At 71.1% G+C, this 16895-nt stretch carries 10 protein-coding genes; 3 read left to right on the forward strand and 7 right to left on the reverse strand.

The window, feature by feature from the left end; all coding sequences use genetic code 11:
* Positions 1–25: 25 nt before the first annotated feature.
* The 5 genes from B100_RS0120085 to hisC form a co-directional block, all read right to left on the reverse strand.
* Complete coding sequence (locus B100_RS0120085) at positions 26–1075, reverse strand: M23 family metallopeptidase (RefSeq protein ID WP_024886216.1); 1050 nt, start codon at positions 1073–1075, stop codon at positions 26–28.
* A 475-nt stretch (positions 1076–1550) separates the two neighbouring features.
* Positions 1551–5123, reverse strand: a complete 3573-nt coding sequence (cydD, locus tag B100_RS0120090) for a thiol reductant ABC exporter subunit CydD (protein WP_024886217.1) — start codon at positions 5121–5123, stop codon at positions 1551–1553.
* 12 nt (positions 5124–5135) lie between these two features.
* Positions 5136–6140 (reverse strand): cytochrome d ubiquinol oxidase subunit II, encoded by a 1005-nt coding sequence (cydB, locus tag B100_RS0120095; RefSeq protein WP_024886218.1) that lies wholly within the window; start codon positions 6138–6140, stop codon positions 5136–5138.
* 20 nt (positions 6141–6160) lie between these two features.
* Positions 6161–7666, reverse strand: coding sequence for a cytochrome ubiquinol oxidase subunit I (locus B100_RS0120100; protein WP_024886219.1), 1506 nt, complete (start codon positions 7664–7666; stop codon positions 6161–6163).
* A 239-nt stretch (positions 7667–7905) separates the two neighbouring features.
* On the reverse strand, positions 7906–8985 hold the full coding sequence (gene hisC, locus B100_RS0120105; protein ID WP_024886220.1) for a histidinol-phosphate transaminase: 1080 nt from the start codon (positions 8983–8985) through the stop codon (positions 7906–7908).
* Positions 8986–9423: 438 nt separating this feature from the next.
* Here hisC and B100_RS0120110 point away from each other — a divergent pair, with 438 nt between their 5' ends.
* The 3 genes from B100_RS0120110 to B100_RS0120120 all read left to right on the forward strand — a co-directional run bounded on the left by B100_RS0120110 (position 9424) and on the right by B100_RS0120120 (position 13110).
* The gene (locus B100_RS0120110; protein ID WP_078541036.1) at positions 9424–10536 is read left to right on the forward strand and encodes a LacI family DNA-binding transcriptional regulator; all 1113 of its coding nucleotides are present in this window, start codon (positions 9424–9426) and stop codon (positions 10534–10536) included.
* 429 nt (positions 10537–10965) lie between these two features.
* Positions 10966–12057: a metallophosphoesterase family protein gene (locus B100_RS0120115; protein WP_106967045.1), complete on the forward strand. Its 1092-nt coding sequence runs from the start codon at positions 10966–10968 to the stop codon at positions 12055–12057.
* A 183-nt stretch (positions 12058–12240) separates the two neighbouring features.
* Complete coding sequence (locus tag B100_RS0120120) at positions 12241–13110, forward strand: hypothetical protein (protein WP_024886223.1); 870 nt, start codon at positions 12241–12243, stop codon at positions 13108–13110.
* 107 nt (positions 13111–13217) lie between these two features.
* Here B100_RS0120120 and B100_RS0120125 read toward each other — a convergent pair whose 3' ends face one another.
* The gene (locus B100_RS0120125) at positions 13218–14681 is read right to left on the reverse strand and encodes a VWA domain-containing protein (protein WP_024886224.1); all 1464 of its coding nucleotides are present in this window, start codon (positions 14679–14681) and stop codon (positions 13218–13220) included.
* A 232-nt stretch (positions 14682–14913) separates the two neighbouring features.
* Positions 14914–16728, reverse strand: a complete 1815-nt coding sequence (gene thiC, locus B100_RS0120130) for a phosphomethylpyrimidine synthase ThiC (RefSeq protein ID WP_024886225.1) — start codon at positions 16726–16728, stop codon at positions 14914–14916.
* Between the last annotated feature and the right edge of the window lie 167 nt (positions 16729–16895).

A 16895-nucleotide genomic window follows, 5' to 3' on the forward strand; every position in this document is an offset into this window, starting at 1 on the left:
CGTACCCCGGTCCCGGCCGATTCGTTCAGAGGGGCACCCCGCGCCCTGACAGCCACTGCACGGGGTCCACGGCGGACCCCATCTCCGGTGTGACCCGCACCTCGAAGTGCAGGTGCGGACCCGTGGAGTTGCCGCTGGTACCGGACTGGCCGATCCACTGCCCGGGCGACACCCAGTCCCCCTGGTCCACGGCGACGGCGGCCAGATGCGCGTACTGGGTGTAGTAGCCGCCCGCGTGCTCGACCACGATCTCGATGCCGAAGGCGCCGCCGCAGGACACCTTCACCACCCTGCCGTCGCCCACGGCCCGCACCGCCGTCCCGATCGGCACGGCGAAGTCCTGCCCGGTGTGCCGCTTCGCCCAGCGCGCGCCGCCGCTGCCGTAGGAGGCGGACAGCTCGTAGGTCTCCACCGGGGCCACCCATCGGGTGGTGAACCCCGTCGGCGGCTGGTCGAGCCGGACGGCGCCGCGGCAGGCGCCCGCCGCCACGGAGGCGTCCGCCTCGCCCTGGAGCCGCCACCGCGCCGTCTCCAGCTTCTGCTCGATGTCCCGCTTCAGGGTCGCCAGTTCCTCGTTGCGCTTCTCCAGCTTCTTCCACGCCGCCGCGGCCTCCGCCTCGTCCCGGGCCAGTTCTGCCTCGGCCTTCCGGCTGCGTTCGAGGGCCTGGTCCAGCGTCGTCTCCGCCTGCTGGACGACCCGCTGACCGCGCATCATCTGGTCCGGGTCGTCCGCGAGGAGCATGTGCGCGGTGAGCGGCAGCCCGCCGCCGTCCCGGTACTGGGAGCGGGCGATCCGGCCCAGGTCCTCGCGGAGGCCTGCCGTCTCCCGCCGTTCGCCGTCGAGCCGCTCCTCCAGTTCCTGCGCCCTGGCACGCTGCTTCTCGGCCTCCTCCCGTCCGGCCTCGTACTGCTCGGTGGCTTTCGCCGCCTCCTCGTACAACCGCGCCACCTCGCCGCTGACGGAGGAGGATCCGTGTCCGGGTGCGTGGTCGCCGTCGGCGGGCCGGGCCGCGAGCACGGCGAGCGCGCAGAACAGCACGGCGACGAGCAGCGGACGGCGGCGGGTGAGACGCATGACTGCGATCCTGGCCCCGCCTCGGGCAACAGGCTCGTTCACGTCGTGCACATGGGGGAGGACACACCCCCGGACGGATGCTTCGGCGGCTTTTTGGGCGTCCTGAGGTACTGACGGTGCGTCAATCCGTTGCCTGGAAAACCACTATTGAGAATCGAACTGAGGGTCAGACACTCCTCAGATCGGGTGTCCGATACCCGTGTGCCTGCGGAGGCCCGAGTGGCTCGGTGATTCTTGTAGCGCGCAAGCAACGGGCTGCAGACCGAGGGCTTGCGCATGTCCCCCGCGCGCTTCGGCGCGTGGAGCGTGCGTAGTCCCACGCACGCGATGCACACACAGGAGGATCTGCCATGAACGTTCTGACCGAGCTGCTCGCCGGTGTCGTCCACCTCGTGGGCTGGCTCGTCTGACGTGTCGGAGGGGGCCGTCCCGACGCACCGTCGGGACGGCCCCCTCCTGCGTGCGGGTGCGCCGGCTAGGACATCGCCACCAGAGATCCCGCCTGCTCCTCCCGCAGCGCCACGTCCCGCAACGGCCCTTCGGTGGACACGAGTTCCGGGTACGTCCCGCGCTGCGCGACCCGTCCGCCGTCCAGCACGATCACCTCGTCCACCGCCTCCAGGCCGGCCAGCCGGTGGGTGACGAGCACCGTCGTGCGGCCCTCGGTGGCGGCCAGCAGGTCGGCGGTGAGGGCGTCCGCGGTCGGCAGGTCGAGGTGCTCGGCGGGCTCGTCCAGGACCAGCACGGGGAAGTCGGCGAGCAGGGCCCTCGCCAGGGCGAGCCGTTGCCGCTGGCCGCCGGAGAGCCGGGCGCCGTGCTCGCCGACGAGCGTGTCCAGCCCGTCGGGCAGCCCGTCGACCCAGTCCAGCAGCCGGGCCCGGCCCAGGGCGTCACGCACCTCGTGCTCGGTCGCGTCCTTCCTGGCCAGCAGCAAGTTCTCCCGGACGGAGCTGTTGAACAGGTGTGCGTCCTGTGCGCACAGACCGACCAGCCGGCGCACCTCGTCCCCGTCCAGGGCGTACGCGTCCACACCCGCGAGCGTGTAGCTGCCGGCAGCCGGGTCCAGGAACCGCAGCAACACCTGGGCCAGCGTGGTCTTGCCGGACCCGGAGGGGCCCACCACCGCGACACGGCGCCCCCGCTCCAGCGTCAGGTCCAGCCCGGCGAGCGCGTCCCGGTCCTGCCCGGGATGGCGGGCCGTGAGGCCCTTGAGGGTGAGCGGGAACGGTGACGCGGGGGCCTGCCGGGGCGCGGCGGGCTCACGCACCGGTGCCGGGGCGTCCAGGACCTCGTACACGCGCTCGGCGCTGCGGCGCACCCGCTGCCGGTACCGCACGGCGAGCGGCATGCCGAGAACCGCCTCGAACGCGGCCAGCGGGGTGAGGACCACCACCGCCAGGGCCACGCCGTCGAGCCGGCCGGACGCCACGCCCTGCACCCCGACGAGGGCGGCGGCCGCCACGGTCAGACCGGAGACCAACGCGGTGAGCCCGTCGCCGAGCCCGGTGGCGGCGGCGGACCGCGAGGCGATGCGGGTGAGGGTGCCGTCGGCCCGGCGGGTCTCGGCCGACCGCGCGGGCAGGGCGCCGGCGACGGTCAGCTCGGGGGTGCCGGTGAGCAGGTCGGTGACCCGGGTGGCGAGAACGCCGCGGGCCGGTGCCAGCCTGCGCTCGGTGTGCCGGGCGACGGCAGCGGTGAGCAGGGGGACGCCGGCGCCCGCCGCCAGCAGCCCGGCCGCGAGCACGGCACCGGCCTCGGGCAGCAGCCACGCGGTGAAGCCGACGGACAGGGCGGAGACGGCGACGGCGGCACCGGCCGGCAGCAGCCAGCGCAGCCAGTAGTCCTGGAGCGCGTCCACGTCGGAGACCAGCCGGGTCAGCAGATCGCCCCGGCGGGTACCGCGCAGGCCGGCGGGCGCCAGCCGTTCCAGCCGCCGGTACACCGCGACCCGGGTGTCCGCCAGCATCCGCAGGACGGCGTCGTGGGACACCAGCCGCTCGGCGTACCGGAACACGGCCCGGCCGATGCCGAAGGCCCGCGTCGCGGTGACGGCCATCATCAGGTAGAGCACGGGCGGCTGTTCCGAGGCCCGGGAGATGAGCCATCCGGACGTCGCCATGAGCCCGACGGCGCTGCCCAGGGCGAGCGTGCCGAGGAACAGCGCGAGCGTGATCCTCCCCCGCCGGGCACCGGACAGGGCGCGGACCCGGGTGAGCACACGGCTCCCGGAGGCGTCCCGCGGCATGGAGTCGTTCCCCGACGAGTGGGGCGCCCGCGCGGGGCTGTCCTGCGACGCCGGGCCGACGCCCGGCCGGCCCTCGCCCGCCGGTGCGTACTCCGTGGTGACCGCCGCGGCGGCAGCGTCCGCTGCGGCACCGGCCGTCGTGGGCACGGGCTCGTCGTGCGCCTCTGCGGCATCGGGTGCCGTCAGCCGGACCACCCGGTCCGCGACCGCGAGCAGTGCCGGCCGGTGCACGACCAGCAGCACCGTCCGGCCGGCCGCCAGCCGCCGCACCGCCGCCACGACCTCGGCCTCCGTGGCACCGTCCAGGGCGGCCGTCGGTTCGTCGAGCAGCAGCACCGGCCGGTCGGCGAGGAACGCCCGGGCCAGCGCGAGGCGCTGCCGCTGTCCGGCGGAGAGTCCCGTGCCGTCCTCGCCCAGCACGGTGCCGGTCCCGTCGGGCAGAGCGTCCACGAAGTCCAGCGCGCCCGCGTCCCGCAGGGCCCGCCGCACTGCGTCGTCGTCAGCGTCGGGACGGGCCAGCCGTACGTTCTCGGCGATCGTCCCGGCGTACAGATGCGGCCGTTGCGGCACCCAGGCGATGTGGCGGTGCCACTCGGCGAGGTCGAGTCCGGTGAGGTCGGCGCCGCCGACGCTCACCCGTCCCGCGTCGGGGCGGACGAAACCCAGCAGCACGTTCAGCAGGGTCGACTTGCCGGCTCCGCTCGGCCCGACGAGGGCGACCGTCTCGCCGGGGGCGACGGTGAAGGACACGTCCGTCACGGCGTCCGTGCGCCGGCCGGGGTACCGGACCGTCACGTTCTCGAAGGAGACGGCGCCCTGCGGCACCGCGCCCTTCCCGGCGGCGGGGAGGGGTGTCTCCAGCACGGTGAAGATCTCCTCGGCCGCCCCGAGCCCTTCGGCCGCCGCGTGGTACTGGGCCCCGACCTGGCGCAGCGGCAGGTACGCCTCCGGCGCCAGGATGAGGATGAGCAGACCGGTGTACAGGTCCAGTTCGCCGTAGACGAGGCGCATGCCGATGGTCACGGCGACCAGCGCCACCGAAAGGGTGGCGAGCAGTTCCAGCGCGAAGGACGAGATGAAGGCGATCCGCAGCGTCCGCAGGGTCGCCCGCCGGTACTCGTCGGTGATCCTGCGGATCGACTCGGCCTGGGCCTTGGCCCGGCCGAACACCTTCAGCGTCGGCAGCCCGGCGACGACGTCCAGGAAGTGCCCGGACAGGCGCGACAGCAGCAGCCACTGACGGTCCATACGGTTCTGCGTCGCCCAGCCGATCAGCACCATGAAGACGGGGATGAGCGGCAGGGTGCCCACGATGATCGCCGCCGAGACCCATTCCTCGGTGACGATCCGTGCCAGGACGGCCGCCGGCACGACCACCGCGAGCCCCAGTTGGGGCAGGTACCGCGAGAAGTAGCCGTCGAGGGCGTCGACGCCCCGGGTCGCCAGGGTGACCAGCGACCCGGTGCGCTGCCCGTCCAGCCACCCCGGCCCCAGCGCCGTGGCCCGCTCCAGCAGCCGCCCCCGCAGTTCCGACTTCACGGCGGCGCTCGCCCGGTGCGCGGCCCGTTCGGTCAGCCAGCCGACCAGCCCGCGGCCGGCCGCGACCGCGACGAGCAGCAGCAGCGGTGTCCGCAGCTCACCGACGGACCGGCCGTCCTGGAAGGAGCCGACCACGATCTCGGCGATGAGCATGGCCTGGGCGACGACCAGCCCCGCGCCGACGGCCCCGAGGCCGACGACCGCGGTGAGGAAGCCCCGGGTGGCGCGTGCGTACCGGACGAGGCGGGGGTCGATTGGTTTCACGTGAAACACACCTCAGTGCACGGGATCGGCGATGTGCTGGGTGCCGATCCGCTTGCGGAAGACCCAGTAGGTCCAGCCCTGGTAGACCAGCACCAGCGGGGTGGCGATGACCGCGAGCCAGGTCATGATCTTCAGGGTGTACGGGCTGGAGGAGGCGTTGGTGACGGTCAGGCTCCACTCCGCGTCCAGCGTGGACGGCATGACGTTCGGAAAGAGCGTCAGGAAGAGCATGGCCACCGCGGCCACGATGGTGACGCCGGACAGGGTGAACGACCATCCCTCACGCCCCGCCTGGTTGGTCACCAGGGCCGCGACCAGCGAGGCGACCGCCACGACGAGGGCGATCAGGCTGGCCCCGTCACCCTTGTCGGCCTGCGTCCACAGCAGGAAGACCAGGGCCAGTGCGGCGGTGACGAGTCCCACGCGCTGGGCCAGCTTCCGTGCCCTCTCCCGGATGTCCCCGACCGTCTTGAGGGCCGTGAACACCGTGCCGTGGAAGGTGAACAGGGTCAGCGTGACCAGTCCGCCCAGCAGGGCGTAGGGGTTGAGCAGGTCCCAGACGCTGCCCACGTACTCGAACTCGGCGTCGATCTTGACCCCGCGCACGATGTTCCCGAAGGCGACGCCCCACAGGAACGCCGGGAGCAGCGAGGTCCAGAAGATCGCCGTCTCCCAGTTGCGCTGCCAGTTCTCCTCGGGCCGCTTGGCCCGGTACTCGAAGGCGACACCCCGGACGATCAGGCAGATGAGGATGACCAGCAGCGGCAGGTAGAAGCCGGAGAAGAGGGTGGCGTACCACTCGGGGAAGGCCGCGAAGGTCGCGCCGCCGGCCGTCAGCAGCCAGACCTCGTTGCCGTCCCACACGGGTCCGATGGTGTTGATGAGCACCCGCTTCTCGGCCCGGTCACGGGCCAGCAGCCGGGTCAGGACCCCGACCCCGAAGTCGAAGCCCTCCAGGAAGAAGTAGCCGGTCCACAGGACGGCGATCAGGACGAACCAGACGTCGTGCAGTTCCATGGCAGTGCAGCTCCCTCGGCCTAGTACGAGAAGGCCATCGGCTTGTCGGCGTCACGGACGTCGCCGCCGAGCTTCGTGGGCGGGTTGAGATCGGAGTCGCTCAGCTCGGGCGGCCCCGCCTTGACGTACTTGACGAGCAGCCGGACCTCGATGACGGCCAGCACGGCGTAGAGCAGGGTGAAGGCGGTCATCGAGGTGATGACCTCGGCCTGGGACACGCCGGGGGAGACCGCGTCCTCGGTGCGCATCACGCCGTAGACGACCCAGGGCTGGCGGCCCATCTCGGTGAAGATCCAGCCCCAGGCGTTGGCGATCAGCGGGAAGGCCATCGTCCACACCGCGGCCAGCCAGTAGAGCCGGGTCAGCCGGGAGCCCAGCGGCTTCTTCAGCAGTACCAGGTGCGGCACCTCGTCCTCGCCGGTGCGGTACGCGGCCGGCAGCAGGAACTTCTTCCGGGTCAGCCACAGCCCCAGCAGGCCCACCGAGAAGGAGGCCATGCCGAACCCGATCATCCAGCGGAAGCCCCAGTAGGCGACGGGCACGATGGGCTTGTAGTCACCGGGCCCGAACTTCTCCTGCAGCTCCTTGTTCGTGTCGTTGATGCCGGGCACGTACGACTCGAAGTCGCTGTGGGCGAGGAAGGACAGTAGACCGGGGATCTCCAGGGCGACCTCGTTGTGCCCCTTGTCGACGTCGCCGTAGGCGAAGACGGAGAAGGGCGCCGGCTCCTCGCCGTCCCAGAGGGCCTCGGCGGCGGCCATCTTCATCGGCTGCTGCTCGTACATGACCTTGCCGAGCGTGTCGCCGCTGATCGCGGTGAGCAGGCCGCCGACCGCCAGGGTGACCAGGCCGAGCCGTAGCGAGGTGCGCATCACCGGGATGTGCTTCTTGCGCAGCAGGTGGAAGGCCGCGATGCCCACCATGAAGGCGCCGCCGGTGAGGAAGGCCGCCGAGAAGCTGTGGAAGACCTGGTTGAGCGTGGTGTTCTGGGTGAGCACCAGCCAGAAGTCGGTGAGCTCGGCGCGGCCCTTCTCCCCGTTGATCCGGTAGCCGACCGGGTGCTGCATCCAGGAGTTGGCCGCGAGGATAAAGTACGCCGACAGCAGCGTGCCGATCGAGACCATCCAGATGCAGGCCAGGTGGATCTTCTTCGGCAGACGGTCCCAGCCGAAGATCCACAGGCCGATGAAGGTGGACTCGAAGAAGAAGGCGATCAGCGCCTCGAAGGCGAGTGGGGCCCCGAAGATGTCCCCGACGAACCGCGAGTAGTCGGACCAGTTCATGCCGAACTGGAACTCCTGCACGATGCCGGTGACGACACCCATCGCGATGTTGATCAGGAAGAGCTTGCCCCAGAACTTCGTCGCCCTGAGGTACTTCTCCTTCTCCGTCCGCACCCAGGCGGTCTGCAGCCCCGCGACGAGGGCGGCGAGCGAGATCGTCAGGGGAACGAAGAGGAAGTGGTAGACGGTGGTGATACCGAACTGCCATCGCGCCAGGGTCTCCGGCGCCAGAGCCAGATCCACGTCGTCACTCCTTACTTCGCCGTGGTGCAGCAGTCGCGCGACCCCCGTCACGCCCGGTCATCTCGGGAGGAACGGGATGCGCTTGTGAACGCGTTCACATTCACAAGCAATTATGACCTACTGCTTTTCCGACCCGGAAGGGGGGTGCCGTGTGACGTCAACCCCCTTCCACGGACGGCCCCGGACACGCAGAAGCGGCCGGCGGTTGACCGCCGGCCGCCCAGGAACCGCAGGAGCTCTCAGCCCTCCTGGCGGAAGTCCCCCGCCACCTTGAGGAAGACGTCGTTCGCCTCCGTCTCGCCGACGGTGACCCGCACGCCCTCGCCGGGGAACGGCCGGACCACCACGCCCGCCTGCTCGCACGCCTGCGCGAACGGCACGGTGCGCTCCCCCAGCCGCAGCCACACGAAGTTGGCCTGGGTCTCGGGCACGGTCCAGCCCTGGGAGCGCAGTCCGTCCATCACCCGGTTGCGCTCGCAGACCAGGGAGCCGACCCGCCCGATCAGCTCGTCCTCGGCCCGCAGCGAGGCGATCGCCGCCTCCTGGGCGATCTGGCTCACCCCGAACGGCACCGCCGTCTTACGCAGCGCGGCGGCCACCGGCTCATGGGCGATGGCGAAACCGACGCGCAGCCCGGCGAGGCCGTACGCCTTGGAGAAGGTCCGCAGCACGCAGACGTTGGGCCGCTGCCGGTAGATCTCCACGCCGTCCGGCACCTCGGGGTCCCGGATAAATTCGCGGTACGCCTCGTCCAGCACCACCAGGACATCGCCGGGCACCCGGTCGAGGAACCGCTCCAGCTCGGCCCGGCGCACCACCGTGCCGGTCGGGTTGTTGGGGTTGCAGACGAAGATCAGCCGGGTCCGGTCGGTGATCGCGTCGGCCATCGCGTCCAGGTCGTGCACGTCACCATCGGTCAGCGGCACCTTCACGGAGGTGGCACCGCTGATCTGCGTGATGATCGGGTACGCCTCGAAGGAGCGCCAGGCGTAGATCACCTCGTCGCCGGGGCCCGAGGTGGCCTGCAGCAGTTGCTGGGCGACGCCGACCGAACCGGTGCCCGTGGCCACGTGCGACGCCGGCACCGCGAAACGCTCGGCGATCTCCGCCGTCAGGGCGGTGCACGCCATGTCCGGGTAGCGGTTGAAGACGGCGGCCGCGGCTGTCACGGTCTCCATCACGCCGGGCAGGGGCGGATAGGGGTTCTCGTTGGAGGACAGCTTGTACGCCACCGGCCCGTCGGCCGCGGCGGGCTTGCCCGGCTTGTAGGTGGGGATCCCCTCCAGCTCGGCGCGCAGCTTGGGGCTCGTCTCGCTCACCGCAGTCCTCCTCGCGAAGACCGGCGGCCCATGACCGCCGCCGACATCCAATACTCCTCACCTTATGAGGATTCGGCGCCGCTGCGTATAGGGGGGACGACCGCTCCCCCTTTCCCATCCGTCACACCCACAACACGGGCAACATCGCCCGAAGGGGTACGAACGGCGTGCGGCCCAGGGGCGCGCCGCACATATATCTACGCGCCGGTGGTTCGCGCCGTGGCGCGCATCACCCGTGCAGGTGAGTTGAGACCTCTTCGCAACATCACACCCTCGCCAGGCGCGCATGCACGGACACGTCAGGGACTGGTATTGGAACGTTCAACACCCATTGTTTCACAGGCGATTGAGGTTAAATGATCATGCAGAAACGTGCCTGTCAACGCGTGCATATGCGTCCGCCCTACCCCACCGGATGAGCCCTACTATCGGCTCGCCATGACAGCAGCAGGGAAGCACCAGGTGAGCCGCGCGGAAACCTCACGCCGAGGCAGCCGGCCGGGTCGAGCGGGCATCAGGGACGTGGCCGCCGCCGCCGGAGTCTCCATCACGACCGTCTCCGACGCCCTCAACGGGAAGGGCCGGCTCCCGGACGCCACCCGGCGCCACGTCCGCGAGGTGGCCGACAGACTGGGGTACCGCCCCTCGGCCGCCGCCCGTACGCTCCGCACCGGGAAGTCAGGACTCATCGGCCTGACCGTGACGACGTACGGGGATGAACCTTTCACCTTCACCGAGTTCGCGTACTTCGCCGAGATGGCGAGGGCCGCCACCTCCGCCGCGCTCGCCCGCGGCTACGCCCTCGTCATCCTGCCCGCGACCTCCCGCCACGACGTGTGGTCCAACGTCGCCCTGGACGGCACGGTCGTCATCGACCCCTCCGACCACGACCCGGTCGTCAGCGAGCTGGTCCGCCAGGGCTTACCCGTCGTCTCCGACGGCCGCCCGGCCGGATCGCTGCCGGTCACGGCCTGGGTCGACAACGACCACGAGGCCGCCGTCCTCGGCATCCTCGACCACCTCGCCGACGCCGGCGCCCGCCGCATCGGCCTGCTCACCGGCACCACCACCGATACGTACACCCACCTGTCGACCACCGCGTACCTGCGCTGGTGCGAGCGTGTGGGCCAGGACCCGGTGTACGAGGCCTACCCGGCGCACGACCCCTGCGCGGGCGCCGTCGCCGCCGACCGGCTGCTCGCCCGGCCCGACCGCCCCGACGCGGTCTACGGACTGTTCGACCCCAACGGCACCGACCTGCTCGCCGCGGCCCGGCGCTACGGCCTGCGCGTGCCGGAGGACCTGCTCCTCGTCTGCTGCAGCGAGTCCACCGTCTACGCGAACACCGAGCCGCCTGTCACGACGCTCTCCCTGAAACCGCGGCGGATCGGCACGGCCGTGGTGCAACTGCTGATCGACGCCATCGAGGGGGTCGACTCCGACCAGCCGGTCGAGCAGGTCATACCGACCGAGCTGATCGTGCGTACCTCCTCGCAGCGCCGGCCGCCGCGTACGACGGTCAGCCCGCCGAGGTCCCCGCGGGGGACATGAGCACCCGGGGGCGCGACGGGCGGGTGACCAGCGGGTGGGGCCCCGCTTCCGGAGGGGTGAGGCGAGGCGTTCCCCCGGCCCGCTCGAAGGTTCCCGGGGAAGGAACGGACCGGCCGTCCGGGTCAGGGCGGTCGGGTCACCAGTGGCGAACGTCAGGGGCCGCCGGTTCCGCGGGCCGGAAACAGGATGATCGGATGATCAAGGAATGGCCGGATCGGACGGTCGCGCTGAGGGCCGGCTGTCGGAACGGACTCACCTCCGGACGCCCGGAGACCGGAGCAAACGGGGCGAAAGCCCCAGCGAACCGGAGTCCTGTTCTGATTCACCACCCCTGGGTCATCACACGGCGCGATCCGCATTCCTATGATGGGCCCACGACACCGCGGGCCGCTGCGACCAGGCAGTCCGACGCGGTGCAGATGCGGCGCGATGGTGGAGGGGTCGATGACTCAGGGGGCCGGTCAGGGACCCGAGGTGGAGCGGACGGCGACGTTGCGCGACTTCCGGGTGCCCGCGTACGTCCACGAGACCGGTCCGTACGTCCAGAGCACGCACCCCGGTGACGTCGTCCCGCCGGCCGACGAGGCCTATCCGGAGGGGTACACGCCCACCCAGCGGGACCTCCCCGTCATCAATCGGGGTGACACTGTCCAGGTGACCGTCGACCCCGTGCCCGCTCCCGCCCCGCAGCCCGCCAACGGCAAGGGCCCGCTGTACGTGGTCGGTGACGTCCACGGCTATCTGGACGAGCTGGTGGCCGCCCTGCGGGAGCAGGGCCTCGTCGACTCCGCGGGCCAGTGGTGCGCCGGCACCGCGCGGCTGTGGTTCCTCGGCGACTTCACCGACCGCGGTCCGGACGGCATCGGCGTCATCGACCTGGTGATGCGGCTGTCCGCCGAGGCCGCAGCGGCGGGCGGGTACTGCAAGGCCCTCATGGGCAATCACGAGCTGCTGCTGCTCGGCGCCAAGCGGTTCGGCGACACACCGGTGAACTCCGGCGCGGGCACCGCCACCTTCCAGGCGGCCTGGCTGCTCAACGGCGGGCAGAAGACCGACATGGACCGCCTCCAGGACCACCACCTCGCGTGGATGGCGCGCCTCGACGCCGTCGAGGAGGTCGACGGTCACCTGTTGCTGCACTCCGACACCACCGCCTACCTCGACTACGGCCGCTCGATCGAAGAGGTCAACGACACGGTCCGCGAGACCCTCACCCGTAACGACGCCGACGAGGTCTGGGACCTGTTCCGCAAGTTCACCAAGCGCTTCTCCTTCCGTGACGAGGGCGGCGCCGAAGCGGTGCGTTCCCTTCTGGATACGTACGGCGGCACCCGGGTCGTTCACGGCCACAGCCCGATCCCGTATCTGCTGGGCGAAGTCGGCTCCGAGGACGGCGAGGACGACAACGGCCCCGTGGTGGCCGAACCTCATGTCTACGCCGACGGTCTGGCCATCGCGATGGACGGCGGCGTCACGATGGCCGGGAAACTGCTGGTCCGGCAACTGCCGCTGCCCGTCTGAGGATCGCGCGGGCCGCCTTCCGGCGGCCCGTGACCGCACGCCGGGGACGGCAATTTCGGTAAACCCCCTGTCACCGCGCGCCGTCACCGCTCTACCATCGGCTTATCCGTAGCAGGCTCCCCTCCGTTTCTGCCCGACGGCTCGTCAGCATGCCGAGCCCCAAGCCCTACGGAGCATCGGGGGATGCACATGAACAGCGTTCCGCAGCACCTGCTGAGCGAGGACCGCCAGGACTACGAGCGGATTCTCGATGAGGCGCTGCGCTCCGCACCACACAACCCGGAGCTGGCCGCTGTGGGACAGCGGCTCAACTCGGAACAACTGCGCACGATGGCGCTCAGCGCCACCGCGCTCATCACCGCGGCCGCCGCGACCGAGTACCAGCACTACGTGAAGGTCCGCGAAGAGGTCCGCCGGCCGCCTTCGACGGTCTCGCCTGCCGTCCGTGACTCCGGCAGCGGCGAACCGACCGCCGGAGCGGCGGGTCTCGCCGCCTCCATGGGCGAGGTGGCCGAGACGGCCGGGGCGGGGGCGGCGGCCGTCGTCGCCGTCCTGGCACCCGTCCTGGCCGGTACCGCCGCCGCGATATTCCTGCTCGTCGGCTTCATCCTGCGGACGCTCGATCCCGACGCCGCGTTCGCCCGGACGATGCTCACCACCGGCTGGGTGTTCGGCGCGGTCACCGCCGTCGCGATCCTCGTCGCCGGGACGGGTCTGCTGCTCACCGCCCTGCGCAACAAGCCCTCGGCGCTCGGCGGACGGTACCGGGAGCTCGACGGAGAAGTGGCCCGGGCGCGGGAGGCCTGGCACGAGGCCCTGCTGGAACGGGGCATCGTGCCGTTCCTCCGGGACGCGCTCGGCGATCCCAAGGGAGCCACGGCACTGCGGCACACGGTGCCGCCCGCGTCGGACAGCCGTATGCCGCACCTCGGGTACGGCCGGCCGGGCTTCTCCAGCCCCGAGGACAAGTCGGTGAAGGGCACCCGGCCGAGCTACTCCAGCCCCGACTACTCGAGCCCGGACTTCGGAGGGCCGGACCACCAGCCGGAGTAGCCGTCACGGCCACCCCGGCCCGCGCCGCCCCGCGGAGACCTCGCACCCGGACGTCTCCGCTCCTGGGGCGCGCGCCGGGTGGCCGCGGTACGGCCGGGCGAGGGGCGTCAGAGGATGCCCGCCGCGCGGGCGGCCCTGATCCACTGAGGGAACTCGGACAGCAGCCGGTCGTACAGCTCCGCGTCCGGGACCGTGCTGATGTCGTCGACGGAGAAGAAGCCGACGTTGTCGACGCGTCGCCCCGGCAGGGTGTCGAAACGCTCCAGCACGCCGTAGTTGGCGCGGCCGAGGCCCACGAACTGCCAGAAGACGGGCTCCTCCACGGCCTGGCGCAGCTGGGCCTCGATGTCGGCGTTGCGGTAGACCCCGCCGTCGGAGAAGAACAGCACCAGCGTGGGGTCGGTGCTGGGACGGTCCCGCACGAACGCGCGTACCTCCGCGATGACCTTCTGCTCCTCGTTCTGGATGCCCACGTCCCGCATGTCGACCTGGCTCGGGTCGAGAGTCTTCTTCCGCTTGCGCCGGAACAGGCTGATCTCCCCCACCCGGACGTGCAGCCGCAGCCACTCGGGGAGCTCGCCGAGCCGCAGGTCCGGCAGCCGGGCCGGGTTCGTGGCGAACGTCCAGGCCTGCATCTCCCCGTCGTCGTCCAGCTGGGCGGCGACCGCGGCCATCCGCTCGACGACGTCGGCCACGACGCCCTTGGTGTACAGGAAGGACATGGAGCCGGAGGCGTCGAGGACCAGGATGACGCGCGCGGTGACCTCGCTCGCCCCGTGCTTGCGCAGGCTGACCGCGACCTGCTCCTTGCGCAGGGACAGCCGCTTGCGCATGTCGACGGGCAGCCGCTCCTCACCCTTGGTGAGGCGGGGGGTGCCGGACGGAGGCGGTGAGGCGGGGGCGGGGGGTGCCGGGGCGACAGGCGGGGGCGGCGGGGGTGTCACGGCAGCAGGCCGGGCGTCGGGCGGTGTCGCGGCGGCGGTGGCCGGCGGGGTGACGGGTGAGGGCGGCGGTGTCGCGGCGGCGGCCGACGGGCCGGGCTCGTCGACGGTGATACCGAAGTCCGTGGCCAGTCCGGCCAGCCCGGAGGCGTACCCCTGACCCACGGCACGGAACTTCCACGCGCCCTGCCGCCGGTACAGCTCACCCCCGATGAAGGCGGTCTCGGACTCGGCCGACATGTCGAAGCGGGCCAGTTCGGTGCCGGACGCGGCGTCCAGCAGCCGGAGCACCAGGCCCGGCACCTGCCCGAACGTCCCGCCGTCGGCCGACGCCCCGAGCACGATCCGGTCGACGGCCGGCTCCACCGAGCGCAGGTCCGCCTCGACGCTGTCGGTGGCGGCCCCGTCGGCGTTCCGCTTCCCCAGGTGCCGTACTGCCCCTGAGGTGTGACGCGGCTGGTTGTAGAAGACGAAGTCCCCGTCGTCCCGCACCCGCCCGGCCTCCGTGAGAAGCAGGGCCGACGCGTCGATGTCCGGCACCCCCGGCCCGGCCCCCCAGGCGAGCTCGACGCGCACGACGGGCGCCTCGACGGAGATGTTGGAACCCTTGCTCATCGACCTCGCAACCATGGCCCCAGTCTGCCCACCCTTACCGGAAAGCACGAGGAGACCCACGATCCCGCCCCGAGCGGGGCTTCGCGACGATCACCGGAAGACGAGGCGGACCGGCCTGGCCTGGTGACCTGGAGAGCCGACCTCCCACGCTCCCCTCGGTGATCGTCGCGAGCAGTGGCCACGTGGGGCACCCCCTGACGGAGACCGGGTGGCTCCCCTTCGGAAGGGGAGCCACCCAGCCGCGCACTCAATCCGCGATGGGCAGGTAGACCCTGTTCCCGGACTGCGCGAACTCCTTCGACTTCTGCAGCATCCCCTCGGCGATCTCCTCGGCCGTGGCCCCTTCGGCCGCCGCACCGCCGAACCGCTCCGTGATGCTCTGGCTGATCTTCATCGAGCAGAACTTCGGACCGCACATCGAGCAGAAGTGGGCCGTCTTCGCGGGCTCCGCCGGGAGGGTCTCGTCGTGGAAGGCGCGGGCCGTGTCCGGGTCGAGGGCCAAGTTGAACTGGTCCTCCCACCGGAACTCGAAACGGGCGTCGGACAGGGCGTCGTCCCACTCCTGGGCGCCCGGGTGACCCTTCGCGAGGTCGGCGGCATGAGCCGCGATCTTGTACGTGATCACGCCGGTCTTGACGTCGTCCCGGTTGGGCAGGCCCAGGTGTTCCTTGGGCGTGACGTAACAGAGCATGGCCGTGCCCCACCAGGCGATCATCGCCGCGCCGATGCCCGAGGTGATGTGGTCGTACGCGGGCGCGACATCCGTCGTGAGCGGGCCGAGCGTGTAGAACGGGGCCTCCTCGCAGATCTCCTGCTGGAGGTCGATGTTCTCCTTGATCTTGTGCATCGGGACGTGCCCCGGACCCTCGATCATCGTCTGGACGTCGAAGCTCTTCGCGATCCTGTTGAGCTCCCCGAGCGTGCGCAGCTCCGCGAACTGCGCCTCGTCGTTGGCGTCCGCGATCGACCCGGGCCGCAGGCCGTCGCCGAGCGAGTAGGTGACGTCGTACGCCGCGAGAATCTCGCAGAGCTCCTCGAAGTTCTCGTACAGGAACGACTCCTTGTGGTGCGCCAGGCACCACGCGGCCATGATCGAGCCGCCGCGCGAGACGATGCCGGTCTTGCGGTTCGCGGTGAGCGGGACGTACGCCAGGCGGACGCCCGCGTGGACCGTCATGTAGTCCACGCCCTGCTCGGCCTGCTCGATGACCGTGTCCTTGTAGATCTCCCAGGTCAGCTCCTCGGCCTTGCCGTCGACCTTCTCCAGCGCCTGGTAGAGCGGCACGGTGCCGATGGGGACGGGGGAGTTGCGCAGCACCCACTCGCGGGTGGTGTGGATGTTGCGGCCGGTGGAGAGGTCCATGACCGTGTCGGCGCCCCAGCGGGTCGCCCACGTCATCTTCTCCACCTCCTCCTCGATGGAGGAGGTCACCGCCGAGTTGCCGATGTTGGCGTTGACCTTCACCAGGAACCGCTTGCCGATGATCATCGGCTCGGTCTCCGGGTGGTTGACGTTGGCCGGCAGCACCGCGCGGCCCGCCGCGATCTCCTCGCGAACCACTTCGGGGGAGACGTTCTCCCGGATCGCCACGAACTCCATCTCGGGCGTGATCTCACCGCGGCGCGCGTACGCCAGCTGCGTGACCGCACGCCCCTCGCGGCCCCGGCGCGGCTGGCGCGGCCGGCCGGGGAAGACGGCGTCGAGGTTGCGCAGGCCGCCGCGCGGCGAGGTGTGCTTGATTCCGTCGTCCTCGGGACGGACGGGACGGCCCGCGTACTCCTCCGTGTCGCCGCGGGTGACGATCCAGTTCTCGCGCAGCGGGGCCAGTCCCCGGCGGACGTCGGTGTCGACGAGCGGATCGGTGTACGGGCCCGAGGTGTCGTACAGCGTCACCGACCGCCCGTTGGTCAGGTGCACCTGACGGACCGGCACCCGCAGGTCGGGGCGGCTGCCCTCGACATACGCCTTGTGCCAGCCGATGGACTTCCCGGCCTCCGTGGCCTCCGACGTCTCCGTCGGATTCTGCGTGGAGGCAGGCGTGCGTGCGTCCTTGTCGGTCATGAGACCTACTCCCTACGCCGGCATTACCCGGTAACAGGTTCGGCGGTCGACGCAGCGGATTCCGTCTGCTGACGTTCCGTGTGAAACATCACTCAAGGTCGGTGATGTTTCACGTGGAACATCGCTGGGACGGAGGTCAGCGCCCTCTCAGCCCGGTGCTCCGAGCT

Source organism: Streptomyces sp. CNH189 (assembly GCF_000527195.1).